A 15400-nucleotide genomic window follows, 5' to 3' on the forward strand; every position below is an offset into this window, starting at 1 on the left:
CCCTGTCACGAAAACAGTTGCACGACGATTGACCCCGACCTCACCAGGCTCTACGTTACCCACGCCTCTCCAGTTTGAATCGATTCATGCATTCCGTGCGAGTGAGGAGTCGTAGTGATCAGCAGGAGGAACATGCTCGCGGGCGCGGTCGCCACGGTCGCGGCAGTGACCGTCGACAGCGTGCCGGCGATGGCCGCGCCGACATCCGGACAGGCGCAGGCGGAAACACAGGCACAGCGCGACGGACTGCGCGTCACGGCGCCGACCGTGGAGTACGTCCAGCATCCGCTGGGGATCGATGCCCAACGCCCGCGTCTGAGCTGGCCGTTGGCCTCCGACCGGACGGGGGCGCGGCAGAGCGCCTATCAGATCCGCGTCGCCACCACCGCGTCGCGCCTGTCCCACCCGGACGTCTGGGACAGCGGGAAGGTCACGTCCGGCGAGTCGGTCCTCGTGTCCTACGGAGGTCCCGGACTCAAGCCTCGGACGCGTTACCACTGGTCCGTACGTGTCTGGGACGCCGACGGCCACGTCTCCGGCTGGAGCGCGCCCTCGTGGTGGGAAACCGGGCTGATGGACGCCGGGCAGTGGAGCGCCGACTGGATCTCCGCACCGGCGGGCCTCGTGGACGCACCGTCCTTCGAGGGCGGTTCCTGGGTCTGGTTCCCCGAGGGCGATCCCACCAACAGCGTTCCGGCGGCGACCCGTTGGTTCCGTCGCACCGCCCAACTGCCCGCCGGGATCACGTCGGCCACGCTCGCCATCACCGCCGACAACGTGTACGCCGTCTCCGTGAACGGGGCCGAGGTCGCCCACACCGATCTCGACACGGACAACGAGGACTGGAAACGCCCGGCGGTGATCGACGTACTGGCGCGCGTACGGGCCGGTGACAACGTTATCGCCGTCGCCGCCACCAACGCGACCGAAGGCCCGGCGGGGCTCATCGCGGTGCTTGTCGTCCGGACCGCCGCCGGTGAGCAGAAGGTGTTCACCGACGCCTCCTGGAAAGCCACCGCCCAGGAACCGGCCACCGGATGGCGGGAGTTGGGCTTCGACGACGGGGGCTGGCCGGCGGTCCGGGTGGCAGCGGCCTGGGGCGGCGGACCGTGGGGGCGAGTCGTCCCGGTGTCGTACGCCGTCACCCAACTGCGGCACGAATTCCGGCTGCCGCGCCGGAAAGTGGCCCGCGCGCGCCTGTACACCACGGCGCTCGGCCTGTACGAGAGTCACCTCAACGGCAGCCGGGTGGGCCTCGACCAGCTCGCTCCCGGCTGGACGGACTACCGCACCCGCGTCCAGTACCAGACGTACGACGTCACCGAACTCCTACGGCCCGGCGCCAACGCCATCGGGGCGTATCTGGCACCCGGTTGGTACGCCGGCAACGTGGGCATGTTCGGGCCCGGTCAGTACGGCCAAGTCCCGTCGTTCCTGGCCCAGTTGGAGGTGGAGTACGCGGACGGGACGAGTGAGCGCATCGTGTCGGACGCCGACTGGCGGGCCGCCGCCGGACCGATCGTCGCCGCCGATCTGCTGAACGGCGAGACGTACGACGCGCGCAAGGAGACCCCTGGTTGGGCCTCGCCCGGCTTCGACGACACAGGCTGGCTCGGCGTGCGAGGCATGGGTGGCGTCGGCGACATCGGCCCCGCCCTGATCGTCGCGCAGGTGGACGGTCCCGTGCGGGTGGAGCGGGAGCTGACACCGAAGAGCGTGACCCAACCCAAGCCCGGCGTCTACGTGTTGGACCTCGGCCAGAACATGGTCGGCTCGGTACGGCTGCGCGTGTCGGGCGACGCGGGGACGACCGTCCGGCTCAGACACGCCGAGGTGCTCAACCCCGACGGCACCGTCTACACCGCGAACCTGCGGACCGCGGCGGCGACCGACACGTACACCCTCAAGGGCGGCGGGAAGGAGGAGATCTACGAACCGCGGTTCACCTTCCACGGATTCCGCTATGTCGAGGTGACCGGTTTCCCGGGCACTCCCACCGCCAGGGCCGTCACCGGGCGCGTCATGCATACGTCCGCCCCCTTCACCCTCGACTTCGAGACCGACGTACCGATGCTCAACCAGCTGCACCACAACATCACTTGGGGCCAGCGCGGCAACTTCCTCTCCGTTCCGACCGACACACCCGCACGCGACGAGCGCCTGGGCTGGACGGGAGACATCAACGTCTTCGCGCCCACGGCCGCGTACACGATGGAGTCGGCCCGCTTCCTGTCCAAGTGGCTCGTCGACCTCCGGGACTCCCGGACCGCGGAGGGCGCGTTCACAGACGTGGCACCGATGGTCGGCACGGTCGGCAACGGCACGGCCGGCTGGGGCGACGCGGGGGTCACGGTCCCCTGGTCCCTCTACCAGGCGTACGGCGACCGCCAAGTCCTCGCGGACGCCTGGCCGTCCGTCCAGTCCTGGCTGACGTACCTGGAGAAGAACAGCGACCGGCTGCTGCGCCCGGACCAGGGATACGGCGACTGGCTGAACGTCGACGACGAGACCCCCAAGGACGTCATCGCCACCGCGTACTTCGCGCACAGCGCCGACCTCGCGGCGCGGATGGCCGGCGAACTCGGCACGGACACCGCCCCCTACCTCGATCTCTTCGAACGGATACGAACAGCCTTCCGGAACGCCTACGTCACCTCCGACGGCCGCATCAAGGGCGACACGCAGACGGCGTACGTCCTGGCGCTGTCGATGAACCTGCTCCCGGACGCGTCACGGAAGCCCGCGGCCGACCGTCTCGTCGCCCTGATCGAGGCCAAGGACTGGCACCTGTCGACAGGGTTCCTCGGCACTCCCCGACTGCTGCCCGTCCTGACCGACACGGGCCACACCGACATCGCCTACCGCCTCCTGCAACAGCGCTCGTTCCCCAGTTGGGGCTACCAGATCGACCGGGGCTCCACCACGATGTGGGAACGCTGGGACTCCATCCGGCCCGACGGCAGCTTCCAGGACCCGGGCATGAACTCCTTCAACCACTACGCCTACGGCTCGGTGGGGGAATGGATGTACACGAACATCGCCGGCATCTCGGCGGCCCGGCCCGGCTACCGCGAGACCGTCATCCGCCCCCGCCCCGGCGGAGCCGTCACCACCGCCCGCGCAACATTCACTTCGGTCTACGGCCCGGTCTCCACCAGTTGGCGGCAGCGGTCCGGCCGCTTCACGCTGACCTGCTCGGTGCCGCCCAACACGACCGCCGAGGTGTGGATCCCCGCGTCCACCCCGGACGCGGTGACCCGCACGCACGGGACGTACCTGCGCCAGGAGGACGGCTGCGCGGTGTACCGGGTCGGCTCCGGCACCCACCGCTTCACCACCTGATCCAGGCGGTACGGCTGCCCGGAACGGTCACCGGTCCGGGCAGCCCAACCTGAGGCGGCGCCCGGAGATCGGAGACAGCGTCAAGACCCCGCAAGAAAGGTGAGGCGCACCTTCCGCTCGGGGTTGTCCCTGTTCGTGTCGACCAGACACACCGACTGCCACGTCCCCAACTCCAGCCGCCCGCCCACCACCGGCAGCGTCGCATGCGGCGGTACGAATGCGGGGAGGACGTGGTCGCGGCCGTGCCCGGGGCTGCCGTGGCGGTGCTGCCAGCGGTCGTCGGCCGGGAGGAGGGTGTGCAGGGCGGCGAGGAGGTCGTCGTCGCTGCCGGCGCCCGTCTCCAGGATCGCGACACCCGCGGTGGCGTGGGGGACGAAGAGATTGAGGAGGCCGTCGCGGCCGGCCGCGACCTCCCGGAGGAAGGCCTCGCAGTCTCGGGTCAGGTCCATGACCCGCTCCCTGGAACCGGTGGCGACGTTCAGGACGCGGGTGGTGAAGGCAGCTGACATGCCTCCCATCCTGAACCATCCGTCGGGCTCCACGCGCGAAACCCATCCGTCGGGCCCCTCGCTCGAAACCCGTCCGTCAGGCTCCTCGCCCGATCGTTCGCCCGGTCCTTGATACAAGAGGTCCAGTCTGCGAGACACCGTTGACCGTGGCACGCCATCTGACCTACTTTCGGCCGCATGTTGCGTTCAGTTCTGCTCACCACGCGCGGTCACATCGACCTGCTGCGGGTGGCCTCCGCCGCGTGTTGCCGCGGCTGCTGACGTCTTCTTCGGCCTCACCCCTCCTTTTGCCGCACTCCGCCGTGCCCGTGCGCACCGTCGTGACACGGCGGCGTTGAGGCGTACCCCCCTCCTCACCGGACGCTCTCCCCCACCCGTGGAGCACCCATGAGCATCAGCCACGCACCGCCCGGTTCCTCCGGGCCCGATATTTCCCCCATACCCGCGTCGAAGGCCGAGTCCGGCGATCCCGCTCCCCTCGAACTCGTCCCCCTCGTCCCCACCTCCTCGCGCCGCACCCGCGTCCCCCGCTGGCTGCGCCGCACCACCGGCCCGCTCGTCCTGCTCGCACTGTGGCAACTCCTCAGCAGCACAGGCGTGTTGACCTCCGACGTGCTCGCCTCGCCCGGACGCATCGCCCAGGTCGGCTGGGATCTGGTCGACAGCGGTTCACTGACCTCGGCCATGACCACCTCGCTCCAGCGCGTCGCCATCGGGCTGCTGCTCGGTACCGTCATCGGCACCGGACTCGCCCTGGTCTCCGGTCTGTTCAGGGTCGGCGAGGACTTGGTCGACGCTCCCGTGCAGATGCTGCGGACCGTGCCCTTCGTCGGGCTGATCCCGCTGTTCATCATCTGGTTCGGCATCGGCGAGGCGCCGAAGGTCGCCATCATCACGCTCGGCGTGACCTTCCCGCTCTACCTCAACGTCTACGCCGGAATCCGGGGCGTGGACAGCCAGTTGATCGAGGCCGGGGAGTCCCTCGGGCTGTCGCGCTGGGGGCTCGTACGGCATGTGGTGCTGCCGGGTGCGCTGCCGAACGCGATGACCGGGCTGCGCTACTCCCTCGGCATCGCCTGGCTGGCCCTCGTCTTCGCCGAGCAGATCAACGCGGACGCCGGCATCGGCTTCCTGATGGTGCAGGCCCGGGACTTCCTGCAGACCGACGTCATCGTGGTCTGCCTGATCGTCTACGCCTTCCTCGGCCTGCTGGCCGACTTCCTCGTCCGCACCCTCGAAAGGCTGCTGCTGCAATGGCGACCGACGTTCACGGGCCGGTGACCACCCCTTCGGCGACCCGGTCGCCGCTGACCACACAGGCGGTACGCGTCGAGGGGCTGACCCGCTCCTTCGACGGCCGCGCCGTCATCGACAGGCTTCAACTCGACGTGCGGCAGGGTGAGTTCGTGGCGCTGCTGGGCCGCAGCGGCTGCGGCAAGTCCACGTTGCTGCGCATCCTCGCCGGGCTCGACCGGGACATCGAGGGCACCGTCCTCGTCCCGCGCCGCAAGGCCGTCGCGTTCCAGGCGCCCCGGCTGATGCCGTGGAAGAAGGTGTGGCGCAACGTCCTGCTCGGGCTGCCCGGGAAGCCCGAACGGGCCGTAGCGGAGCGGGCGTTGGCGGAGGTCGGGCTCGGGGATCACTCCGACGCGTGGCCCAAGACGCTGTCCGGTGGTGAGGCGCAGCGGGCCTCGCTGGCCCGTGCCCTGGTGCGTGAACCGGATCTGCTGCTGCTCGACGAGCCGTTCGGCGCGCTCGACGCGCTCACCCGCATCAAGGCCCAGCGGTTGGTGGGCGAACTGTGGCAACGGCGCGGCTGTGCCGTCCTGTTGGTGACCCATGACGTCGAGGAGGCCGTGCTGCTCGCGGACCGGGTCCTGGTGATGGACGACGGGGTCATCGCGCACGAGCAGCGCATCGACCTGGACCGGCCGCGCGACATCACCGACCCGCGATTCGCCGAACTGCGCGCCGGACTCCTGGAACGCCTCGGCGTCGACACCGCCGCCGAAGCCGTCTGAACTCCCCCACGCGTCAACCCAGTTACCGAGAACGGACCCCCATGCGACGAAGTCTCGTCCCCGCCGCCCTGCTTCTCCCCCTCGCCCTCCTGCTCACCGCCTGCGGCGGGAACTCGGCCGCCGAGACCTCGACGGGCACCGACGGCAAGGGCTCACTCACGCTCAACGTCGGTGACCAGAAAGGCGGTTCGGAGGCGGTGCTGCGGGCCGCCGGTGAACTCAAGAACCTGGACTACAAGATCAAGTGGTCCACGTTCACCTCCGGCCCACCGCTTCTGGAAGCCGTCAACGCCAAGGCCGTCGACATCGGCGGTGTCGGCAACACCCCGCCGGTGTTCGCGGCGGGCGCCGACTCGAAGATCAAGGTGGTGGCCGCCTGGCACGGCACGTCCGAGGGCGACGCCGTCCTCGTGCCGAAGGACTCCAAGCTCAGCGAACCGCGGCAGCTCAAGGGCAAGTCCATCGCCGTGGCGCAGGGTTCGTCCGCGCACTTCCAGCTGGTCGCCTCCCTCAAGGCGGCCGGGCTCAGCATCGGCGACGTGAACGTGAAGTACCTCCAACCGGCCGACGCCCTGGCCGCGTTCACCTCCGGCAAGGTCGACGCGTGGGCGGTGTGGGACCCGTACACGTCGCAGGTCCTCCAGGCAAAGCAGGGCCGCGTCCTCACCACCGGCGAGGGCGTGACCAACGGCCTCAGCTTCCAGGTGGCGGCGCCCGGCGCGCTGGCGGACAAGAAGAAGTCCGCCGCCATCAGGGACTACCTCGACCGGCTGCGCCGAGCCCAGACATGGGTGTTCACGCATCAGGAGGAGTGGGCCAAGGTGTGGTCGAAGGACACCGGGCTGCCGTACGAGGTGGCGCTGGCGTCGGTGAAGCGGACCAACTCGACGCGGGTCTCCGTCGCGGTCGACAAGCCGCTCATCGCCTCCGAGCAGCAGATCGCCGACACGTTCACCCAACTCAAGCTGATACCGCGGAAGGTGGACTTCGCCGACTTCGTGGACACGCGCTACAACGAGAACCTGCCGGCCTCGACCTCCGCGCCGAGCACCACGGGAGGTTCGTGACATGAGCGTGCACCTGCACTGGTTCCTGCCGACCGGCGGCGACGGCCGGACGCTCGTCGACCGGCACGCCTACGGGCCCAACCGCGCGGGCACGGTCCGTGGAGTGCGGCCGCCGGACATCGAGTACCTCGTCCAAATCGCCAAGGCCGCCGAGCAGTTGGGCTTCGAGGCGGTGCTGACGCCGACCGGCACCTGGTGCGAGGACGCCTGGCTGACCACCGTGGCGCTGGCCCAGCACACCGAGCGGCTGAAGTTCCTGGTGGCGTTCCGGCCGGGGGTGATCTCGCCGACGCTGGCCGCGCAGATGGCGGCGACCTATCAACGGGTCACCCGAGGGCGGCTGTTGCTCAACGTCGTCACCGGCGGCGACTCGGCCGAGCAGCGCCGGTTCGGTGACCATCTCGGCCACGACCAGCGGTACGCCCGTACGGACGAGTTCCTGTCGGTCGTACGAGGGGTGTGGCGGGGAGAGCCGTACGACTTCGACGGTGTCCACTACCAGGTAGAGGGCGGGCTGACCGCACTGCCGCCCGATCCGGTGCCGCAGGTGTTCTTCGGGGGTTCGTCGGCGGCGGCCGGGCCGGTGGCCGCCCGGCATGCGGACGTGTATCTCACCTGGGGAGAACCGCCGGCACAGGTCAAGGAGAAGATCGACTGGATTCGCGGGCTGGCCGAGCGGGAGGGCCGGGACGTGCGGTTCGGGGTACGGCTGCACACCATCTCGCGGGACTCGTCGGCCGAGGCGTGGGCGACCGCGAACCGGCTGCTCGACGACCTCGACGCGGACACCGTCGCGGCCGCGCAGGCGGCGCTCGGGCGCAGTGAATCGGTGGGCCAGCAGCGGATGTTGGCCCTGCACGGCGGTTCGCGGGACGAGTTGGAGATCCACCCGAACCTGTGGGCGGGGGTCGGTCTCGTCCGGGGTGGCGCGGGCACGGCGCTCGTGGGCAGCCATGCCGAGGTCGCCGATCTGATCGAGGAGTACCACTCGCTGGGCGTCGAGCACTTCGTGCTGTCCGGGTATCCGCATCTGGAGGAGGCGTACTGGTTCGGGGAGGGCGTGATTCCCGAGCTGGCGGCGCGCGGGCTGGTCGAGGGGAGGGCGAAGGCCGGTCTGCCGTTGCTCGTGAGCGGCGGGCGCTGAGCGGGCGGGAAGATCCACGGCCCCGGTGCTGTTCGTACAAACGTGAACAACACGCGTGAGGTCGACGTGGTCGTCATAGGTGCCGGGCAGGCAGGACTGGCCGGCGCCTATCACCTGCGGCGCACCGGTTTCGAGCCGGAGCGCGACTTCGTGGTACTGGACCACGCGCCCGCGCCGGGCGGGGCCTGGCAGTTCCGGTGGCCGTCGTTGACGTACGGCAAGGTGCACGGGATGCACGCGCTGCCCGGCATGGAACTCACGGACGCCGATCCGGCCCGCCCTTCCGCCGAGGTGATCGCCGAGTACTTCGCCGCCTACGAGCGGGCCTTCGACCTGCGGGTGCGGCGGCCGGTGGATGTGAAGGCCGTGCGGGAGGGCGTGGCCGGGCGGCTGCTCGTCGAGACGTCGGACGGTACGTGGTCGACGCGGGCGCTGATCAATGCGACCGGGACGTGGGACCGGCCGTTCTGGCCGCGTTATCCGGGTCAAGAGACGTTCCGGGGGCGGCAGTTGCACACCGCGCAGTATCCGGGGCCCGAGGAGTTCGCCGGGTTGCGGGTGGTCGTGGTGGGCGGGGGCGCGTCCGGTACCCAGCATCTGATGGAGCTCGCCCCGTACGCGGCAGCGACCACGTGGGTGACCCGGCGTCCGCCGGTCTTCCGCGAGGGTCAGTTCACCGAGGACGTGGGCCGGGCGGCCGTCGCACTGGTCGAGGAGCGGGTGCGGCAGGGGCTGCCGCCGAAGAGCGTCGTCTCCGTGACCGGGCTGCCGCTGAACGACGCGATCCGGCAGGCGATCGCGGACGGGGTCCTGGACCGGCAGCCGATGTTCGACCGGATCACACCCGACGGGGTGGACTGGAACGACGGCCGCCATGTGGACGCCGATGTCATCCTCTGGGCAACCGGCTTCCGGGCCGCGATCGACCACCTGTCACCACTGAAGCTGCGCGAGCCGGGTGGGGGCATCCGCGTCGAGGGGACACGCGCGGTCGCCGATCCACGTGTCCACCTCGTCGGCTACGGACCGTCCGCGAGCACCATCGGCGCGAACCGGGCGGGTCTGGCGGCTGTCCGGGACATCCGGCGGTTGCTGGCCGGGGAGCCGGTGGCGGTCTGAGGTTGTTCTGACGGGGTCGCTTCACGGGCGGGGCGGAGGTGCCGCGTCGAGGGCGCGCATGTCGGGCGTAGGCCGGGGGGCCTTTAAGGGGCGCGGGGAACTGCGCGACCAGCCACAGCGAACCCGCACCCGCACCCGCACCCGCACCCGCCAACGAATCACAAGCCACTCACCCCGAGACGCGCACATGAGCCTGACGCCGCGCCGCCCGACCTCGTCCCGCTCGGTTCACTTCGTGGGCGACGCCCTGTTCTTCTGGGCCGCGTTGAACTCGGCCACGTTGCGCTGGTGTTCCTCGTAGGTGGCCGCGAAGCGGGTGTCGCCGGGCTTGACCGTGACGAAGTACAGCCAGTCTCCCGGCGGCGGGTTGATCGCGGCGCGCATCGCGTCCTCGCCCGGGTTGTCGATCGGAGTGGGCGGCAGGCCCATGCGCTGGTAGGAGTTGTAGGGGCTGTCGAGCCGGGTGTCGCTGCCTGTGGTCTTCAACGTGGCGCGGTTGAGCGCGTAGTTGATGGTGGAGTCCATCTGCAACGGCATACCGCGTTCGAGGCGGTTGAAGATGACCCGGGCCACCTTCCCCATGTCGGCCGTGGACGCCGCCTCGGCCTGCACGATGCTCGCGATGGTGACCGCCTGATAGACGTTCATCGCGTTGCGCTGGGCGCCGGCCGCGACCGGGGCGCCGTTGAACTTCTTGTTCGCGGTGTTGACCATGAACGACAGGAGCGACGCGGGCGTCGACTTCTTCTCCAGCGGATACGTCGCCGGGAAGAGATAGCCCTCGGGGTTGCCCTCCGCGTCGTTCGGCAGCTTCAGGCCGGCTTTCGCGATCGACTTCTTCGTGGTCCCGACCGGCAGCGTGAGGACCTTGTCCACGGCTTCGTAGATCTGGCCCGAGCGCCAGCCCTCCGGGATCACCAGCGAGGTGGGGCGCGTGTCCCCCTCGCTCTCCAGGCTCAGCAGCGGCACCGCCACGGCGGTGCCGGCCACGACGGCCCCCGTCGCGATGAGGGCGACCCGGCCCCTGCGGGTCAGTCGAATCGTGCTCCGTGGCGGAGTGTTCATCTGCATGCGGGCACGGTAACCCGCATATCGTCACAAACCCGGCATATCTTCAGCTTGTCGGTTCCAGTTGAGCATCCCGGCTTAGGAGAGCCGCGTAGCGCCCGTCCCGATCGAGCAGTTCCTCGTGCGTGCCCCGCTCCGCGATCTGCCCGGAGTCGAGGACCACTATCTGGTCGGCGCTCCGGATGGTGGACAGCCGGTGCGCGATGGTGAGCGTGGTGCGGTTGGCCGACAGGGCGTCGATGGCGTCCTGGACGGCGGCCTCGGTGCGGTTGTCCAGCGCGCTGGTCGCCTCGTCCAGGATGAGGACCGGCGGGTCGCGCAGGATCGTGCGGGCGATGGCCAGGCGCTGCTTCTCGCCGCCGGAGAACCGGTGGCCGCGCTCGCCGACGACCGTGTCGTACCCGTCGGGCAGGCCCGCGATGTGCTCGTGGATCTGCGCCGCGCGCGCCGCCGTGTACAGCTCCTCGTCGGTGGCGTCGGGCTTGGCGAAGCGGAGGTTCTCGGCGACCGAGGCGTGGAAGAGGTACGTCTCCTGGGAGACGACGCCGACGGCACGCGCGAGCGTGTCGAAGTCCAGGTCGCGGACGTCGACCCCGTCGAGGGTGACCCGGCCGCCCGTCACGTCGTAGAGCCGGGGCACGAGATAGCCGAGGGTCGACTTTCCGGCGCCGGTCGGGCCGACGATCGCGAGGCTGTTGCCCGCGGGGACGGTGATGTCGAGGCCGTCGAGGATCGCGCCGCTCTTGTCGTCGTAGTGGAACTCGACGTCCTCGAAGCGGACTTCGCCCTTGATGGTGTCGAGGTGGACCGGGTTCTCGCGCTCGGTGATGTCGATCGGCAGGTCGAGGTACTCGAAGATGCGGGCGAAGAGCGCCAGCGAGGTCTGGATCTGGACGCCGGTCGACAGCAGGCTGACGGCCGGGCGGAACAGGCCCTGCTGGAGCGAGACGAAGGCGACGATGGTGCCGATCGAGGCGTCCGGGCCACCCAGGTGCAGGGTCATGCCGGCCGTCCAGTAGATGACGGCGGGCATCGCGGCCATGACGATCGAGATGACGGACATGCGCCAGCGCCCGGCCATGTTCGACCGGACTTCGAGGTCGACCAGGCCCTCGGACTCCTCGGAGAAGGAGCGGGTGAGCGAGTCGGAGCGGCCCATCGTGCGGCCGAGCAGGATGCCGCTGACGGACAGCGACTCGGTGACCGTGGCGGCCATCTCGGCCATCTGCCGCTGGCGCTGGGTCGCGATCTTCTTGCGTTCGTTGCCGACGCGGCGGCTGATCCACACGAAGACCGGGAGCAGCAGCAGCGAGACGACGGTCAGCCGCCAGTCCAGGGCGATCATCGCGATGATCGTGGCGACCACGCTGGTGAGGTTCGAGACCAGGGAGGTGGCCGTGGAGGTGACGGTGGCCTGCATGCCGCCGATGTCGTTGGCTATGCGGGACTGGACCTCGCCGGTGCGGGTCCGGGTGAAGAAGGCGAGCGACATGCGCTGCAGGCGGCCGTAGACCGCTGTGCGCAGGTCGTGCATGACGCGCTGGCCGACCGTGGTGGAGATCAGGGTCTGGAGCACGCCGAAGATGCTGGTCAGGACGGCGCTCAGGATCATGCCGAGCGCGAGCAGGCTCAGCAGCCCGGTGCGGTTCTGCGGAATGGCGACGTCCAGCGTCTCCTTCAGCAGGAACGGGGTCGCCACGGTGACCAGGGACGCGGCGCCGACCAGGAGGCCGACGACCGCGAGCCGGGCGCGGTAGGGCTTGAAGAGCTTGAGGATGCGGCGCACCTGCCGGGGTTGGTCGGTCGAGGTGCCGGGGGACGGTGTCCAGTTGATGTCGTCGCGGGGCATGGTCTCCTACGGATGGTGAGGCGATCAGGACTGGTCAAGCGCTCAGAGCTCGTGGAGCGATGAGGCTTGGTGGAGCATAGCTCATTGTTACCTATACTCACAATGAACCAGGTCCTGATATTGTTCCCGTATGACCACCCCCGATTCCGACGGCCTGCTCGCGGAGCAGTTGCTGCGGCTCACCCGCCGGGTGCACCGCATCCAGAAGCGCCATCTGGAGCAGCGCGACCTCGGCATCACCCCCGCCCAGTCCCGGCTGCTGCGCACCCTCGCGCACTTCGACGCCCCGCCGCGCATGGCCGACCTCGCCGAGCGCCTCGAAGTGGTGCCGCGCGCCGTGACGACGCTGGTCGACGGGCTGGAGGCGAGCGGCAAGGTGCGGCGCGTGCCCGATCCGTCCAACCGACGGGTGATCCGGATCGAGATCACGGACGACGGCCGCAAGGCGCTGCAGGAGCTGCGGGGTGCGCGGCGGGGTGCGGCGGACGAGATTCTGGCGCCGCTCACGGATGTGGAGCGCGAGGTGTTGCGGGCGTTGCTGGACACGTTGGTGGATGGGGTGCCTGGTGCGCATGTGGGGCATGAGGGGCACGACGTCCATGGGGTGCACGAGGGGCATGGGGTGCACGAGGGGCATGGGCGCGGGCGGTCCTGCTGACCCGCCGCCCCCTCGGCACCCGCCGACCCGCCGACCCGCCGACCCGCCGACCCGCCGACCCGCCGACCCGCCGACCCGCCGACCCGCTCCAAGGGGTGCCGCCGGCGACCGGGTTCGCGTCACTCCGGCCAGTTCGACGCCTTGATGCGCTCTACGAAGTCGCCGCGCACGAAGCCCGGTACGAAGTGGGCCAGCACGTCCGCCTTGATGTTGCCGAACGTGGTCTCGGGGCGGTCCTTGATGCCCTCGGTGAAGGCGGCGAGGATGCCGTTCTTGAAGTCCGGGCGGGGGTGTGCCGCCACGACGGCCGCGCGCTGCTCGTCGGAGACGGCGTCGTAGCCGATGCCCACGACGTCCAGCCCCACGCCCCGGTTGACCAGGGCGATCTCGGCCGCCATGTGCAGCGGGATCTCCTGCGTGGTGTGCAGGGCGATGCTCGCCCAGACCCGGTCGGCCGGCTCACCGGCGATACCGTGCGCGTGCAGGAACCGGCGGGCCTCGTCGGCGCCGTCGATCTCGAAGCGCTGGTCGGTGCGGCGGAACTTCTCGGTGAGCCCGAGGTCGTGGAACATCGCGGCCACGTAGAGCAGTTCGGGGTCGTAGTCGAGCCCCTGGTCCCGGCCGCGCAGGGCGCCCCACAGGAACACCCGCCGGGAGTGGTCGAACAGCAGCGGCGTCGCCGCCTCGCGCACCAGCTCGGTCGCCTCCCGCACCAGGGCGGTGTCCGGGATCTCCACGCCTGCGATCACTTCACTCATCGTTCTTGCCTCTCCTCGATGCCGCGTGACTCGGTCTCTCGATCTCCTGTGACTCCAGGATCGTCAGCGGCGTACGCTGGGGCCATGTCCTCACAGCCAGGAAAACCACAGATTCGGACATGGCTCCAGACGCGGCTTCAGGCGTGGCTTCCGGCATGACACACCGGGTCGGATTCCTCGTCTTCGACGGCGTGACCATGCTCGACGTCAGCGGCCCCGCCGAGGTGCTGCACCAGTCGGGCCGGCTCGGCCACCCCTACGAACTGGTGCTGGTCTCACCCCACGGCGGCACGGTGACCGCCTCGAACGGGCTGACGCTGACCGGCACGGTGACGGCGGCCGAGGCAGGGCCGGTCGGCACGGTCGTGGTCACGGGAGGCGACCGACTGGCCCAACAGCCCGCCGAGGAAGGGCTGTTGACCGCGACCCGTACCCTGACCGAGCACGCCACCCGGGTCACATCCGTCTGCACGGGCGCCTTCCTCCTCGCCCAACTCGGCCTGCTGGACGGCCGGTCGGCCACGACCCACTGGCGGCACGCCGAGACACTGGCCCGCCGTTACCCCCTCGTGCGCGTCGAGCCGGATGCCATCCACATCCGCGACGGGCACTTCGTCACCTCGGCGGGCATCAGCGCCGGGATCGACCTGGCGCTCGCCCTCGTCGAGGACGATCACGGCGCGGACGTGGCCAGGGACATCGCACGCGAGCTGGTCGTCTTCATGCAACGCCCGGGCGGGCAGTCGCAGTTCTCCGCCGCGACCGCCACCCCACCACCGCGCACGGATCCGCTACGGTCGCTGATCGCCTCGGTGTTGGCGGACCCGGCCGCCGACCACAGCCTCCCCACGATGGCGGCGACCGTGGCCGTCAGTCCACGTCACCTGACACGCCTCTTCCACACCGAACTCGGTACCACGCCCGCCCGTTGGGTCGAACGGGTCCGTCTCGACCGTGCCCGGCATCTCCTCCTCGAAGGCCACAGCGTCACCTCCGCGGCGCATCACAGCGGGCTCGGCACGGATGAGACCCTCCGCCGCGCCTTCGCCCGCCACTTGGACACGACGCCGACGCACTATCGCAGCCGGTTCGCCACTACGCGCGGCCAGTCACCGATGCCATGAGCCGTGACCAACCGGCTTCGGTTCACGCCTGCCCGGCTTCGACTCCCGCCGGTACGGAAGGCCTTGTTGGCGTCGCGGGAGCACGCAGCCCTGTCAGCAACGCGGCCAGGATGCGCGTCAGTTGGGGTTCGACGTCGACCAGCGCATGCGCCAACTCGGGACGGGATTCGTAGAGCGTTCGGAGGCGGGTGCCGGGCGCGGCCATCTGCAACAGCGCCCCGGCCATGCTCGTCGCCGTGGCGATCACATCGATGGCCGAACGCTCGGTGATCGCGAGCATCCGGCACAACTCGGTTGCCAGCGAGGTCACTTCGCTCAGTACGACCGTCTTGAACTCGTACACCGAGTCCAGTGAGACGTTGCGCTCCAGGTTCAACGGCGCCTGAGCCAGCAGGTCGCAGAAGAACGGCCGCGCGACGAGCGTCTGCGCGACGACGGCGGCGACCGCGTCGGAATCGCCGTCGGCGACCTCGCTCAGCCGCGCACGAAGCTCCGCCGACCAGCCCTCCCACCCTTCGGCGGTGAGCGCCAGGAAGATCTGCTCCCGGGTCTCGAAGTACCGCAGCATCGCGGACTTGTGCATGCCCACGGCGGCGGCGATGTCCGTGAGGGTGACCTCGCGCACGCTGCGTTCGGCGCCGAGGGACCGGGCGGCGTCGAGGATCGCCCGCTCGCGCTGCTGTTTGGCCGCCGCGCTGCGGGCGCGCTGGGGACTGGGCGTGCTCATGACCCAGAGCGTAG

Annotated in this window: 14 protein-coding genes; 9 read left to right on the top strand and 5 right to left on the bottom strand. The window is 70.0% G+C overall.

The features are described 5' to 3' along the window. The first annotated feature begins 114 nt into the window (after window positions 1-114). Window positions 115-3342 carry an alpha-L-rhamnosidase gene (locus OG407_RS08890; RefSeq protein WP_405856686.1) on the top strand — a complete coding sequence of 1076 codons (3228 nt, stop codon included), beginning with the start codon at window positions 115-117 and terminating at the stop codon, window positions 3340-3342. Window positions 3343-3422: 80 nt separating this feature from the next. Here the strand turns inward: OG407_RS08890 and OG407_RS08895 are convergent, their stop codons facing one another. Continuing rightward, window positions 3423-3851, bottom strand: a complete 429-nt coding sequence (locus tag OG407_RS08895) for a YjbQ family protein (RefSeq protein ID WP_403593408.1) — start codon at window positions 3849-3851, stop codon at window positions 3423-3425. A 177-nt stretch (window positions 3852-4028) separates the two neighbouring features. Between OG407_RS08895 and OG407_RS08900 the strand changes: the two genes are divergently transcribed. The 6 genes from OG407_RS08900 (at window position 4029) to OG407_RS08925 (ending at window position 9202) form a co-directional block, all read left to right on the top strand. Further along, window positions 4029-4112, top strand: a complete 84-nt coding sequence (locus OG407_RS08900; protein WP_315986669.1) for a putative leader peptide — start codon at window positions 4029-4031, stop codon at window positions 4110-4112. 126 nt (window positions 4113-4238) lie between these two features. Further along, window positions 4239-5132: an ABC transporter permease gene (locus OG407_RS08905; protein ID WP_405856687.1), complete on the top strand. Its 894-nt coding sequence runs from the start codon at window positions 4239-4241 to the stop codon at window positions 5130-5132. Further along, window positions 5105-5872 (top strand): ABC transporter ATP-binding protein, encoded by a 768-nt coding sequence (locus OG407_RS08910; protein ID WP_405856689.1) that lies wholly within the window; start codon window positions 5105-5107, stop codon window positions 5870-5872. The genes OG407_RS08905 and OG407_RS08910 overlap by 28 nt, the downstream gene beginning before the upstream one ends. A gap of 41 nt (window positions 5873-5913) precedes the next feature. After that, window positions 5914-6939, top strand: a complete 1026-nt coding sequence (locus OG407_RS08915; RefSeq protein ID WP_405856691.1) for an ABC transporter substrate-binding protein — start codon at window positions 5914-5916, stop codon at window positions 6937-6939. Between the two features lies 1 nt (window position 6940). Further along, entirely contained in the window at window positions 6941-8083 is a 1143-nt protein-coding gene (locus OG407_RS08920) for an LLM class flavin-dependent oxidoreductase (protein ID WP_405856692.1), read from the top strand. Between the two features lie 42 nt (window positions 8084-8125). Beyond that, window positions 8126-9202 (top strand): NAD(P)-binding domain-containing protein, encoded by a 1077-nt coding sequence (locus OG407_RS08925; protein ID WP_405856693.1) that lies wholly within the window; start codon window positions 8126-8128, stop codon window positions 9200-9202. Window positions 9203-9430: 228 nt separating this feature from the next. On the opposite strand, the gene mltG is transcribed toward OG407_RS08925, so the two are convergent. Then, window positions 9431-10273, bottom strand: coding sequence for an endolytic transglycosylase MltG (gene mltG, locus OG407_RS08930; protein ID WP_405856694.1), 843 nt, complete (start codon window positions 10271-10273; stop codon window positions 9431-9433). A gap of 43 nt (window positions 10274-10316) precedes the next feature. Further along, entirely contained in the window at window positions 10317-12119 is a 1803-nt protein-coding gene (locus OG407_RS08935; RefSeq protein ID WP_405856695.1) for an ABC transporter ATP-binding protein, read from the bottom strand. A gap of 130 nt (window positions 12120-12249) precedes the next feature. On the opposite strand from OG407_RS08935, the gene OG407_RS08940 reads away from it, so the two are divergent. Next, on the top strand, window positions 12250-12777 hold the full coding sequence (locus tag OG407_RS08940; RefSeq protein ID WP_405856696.1) for a MarR family winged helix-turn-helix transcriptional regulator: 528 nt from the start codon (window positions 12250-12252) through the stop codon (window positions 12775-12777). Between the two features lie 119 nt (window positions 12778-12896). Here the strand turns inward: OG407_RS08940 and OG407_RS08945 are convergent, their stop codons facing one another. Then, complete coding sequence (locus OG407_RS08945; RefSeq protein ID WP_405856697.1) at window positions 12897-13535, bottom strand: HD domain-containing protein; 639 nt, start codon at window positions 13533-13535, stop codon at window positions 12897-12899. A 119-nt stretch (window positions 13536-13654) separates the two neighbouring features. Between OG407_RS08945 and OG407_RS08950 the strand changes: the two genes are divergently transcribed. Beyond that, complete coding sequence (locus OG407_RS08950; protein WP_405856698.1) at window positions 13655-14659, top strand: GlxA family transcriptional regulator; 1005 nt, start codon at window positions 13655-13657, stop codon at window positions 14657-14659. A gap of 22 nt (window positions 14660-14681) precedes the next feature. Here OG407_RS08950 and OG407_RS08955 read toward each other — a convergent pair whose 3' ends face one another. Beyond that, window positions 14682-15386 carry a TetR family transcriptional regulator gene (locus OG407_RS08955; RefSeq protein WP_405856700.1) on the bottom strand — a complete coding sequence of 235 codons (705 nt, stop codon included), beginning with the start codon at window positions 15384-15386 and terminating at the stop codon, window positions 14682-14684. Window positions 15387-15400: the final 14 nt, after the last annotated feature.

The organism is Streptomyces sp. NBC_01515, assembly GCF_045040345.1.
Classification (GTDB): domain Bacteria; phylum Actinomycetota; class Actinomycetes; order Streptomycetales; family Streptomycetaceae; genus Streptomyces.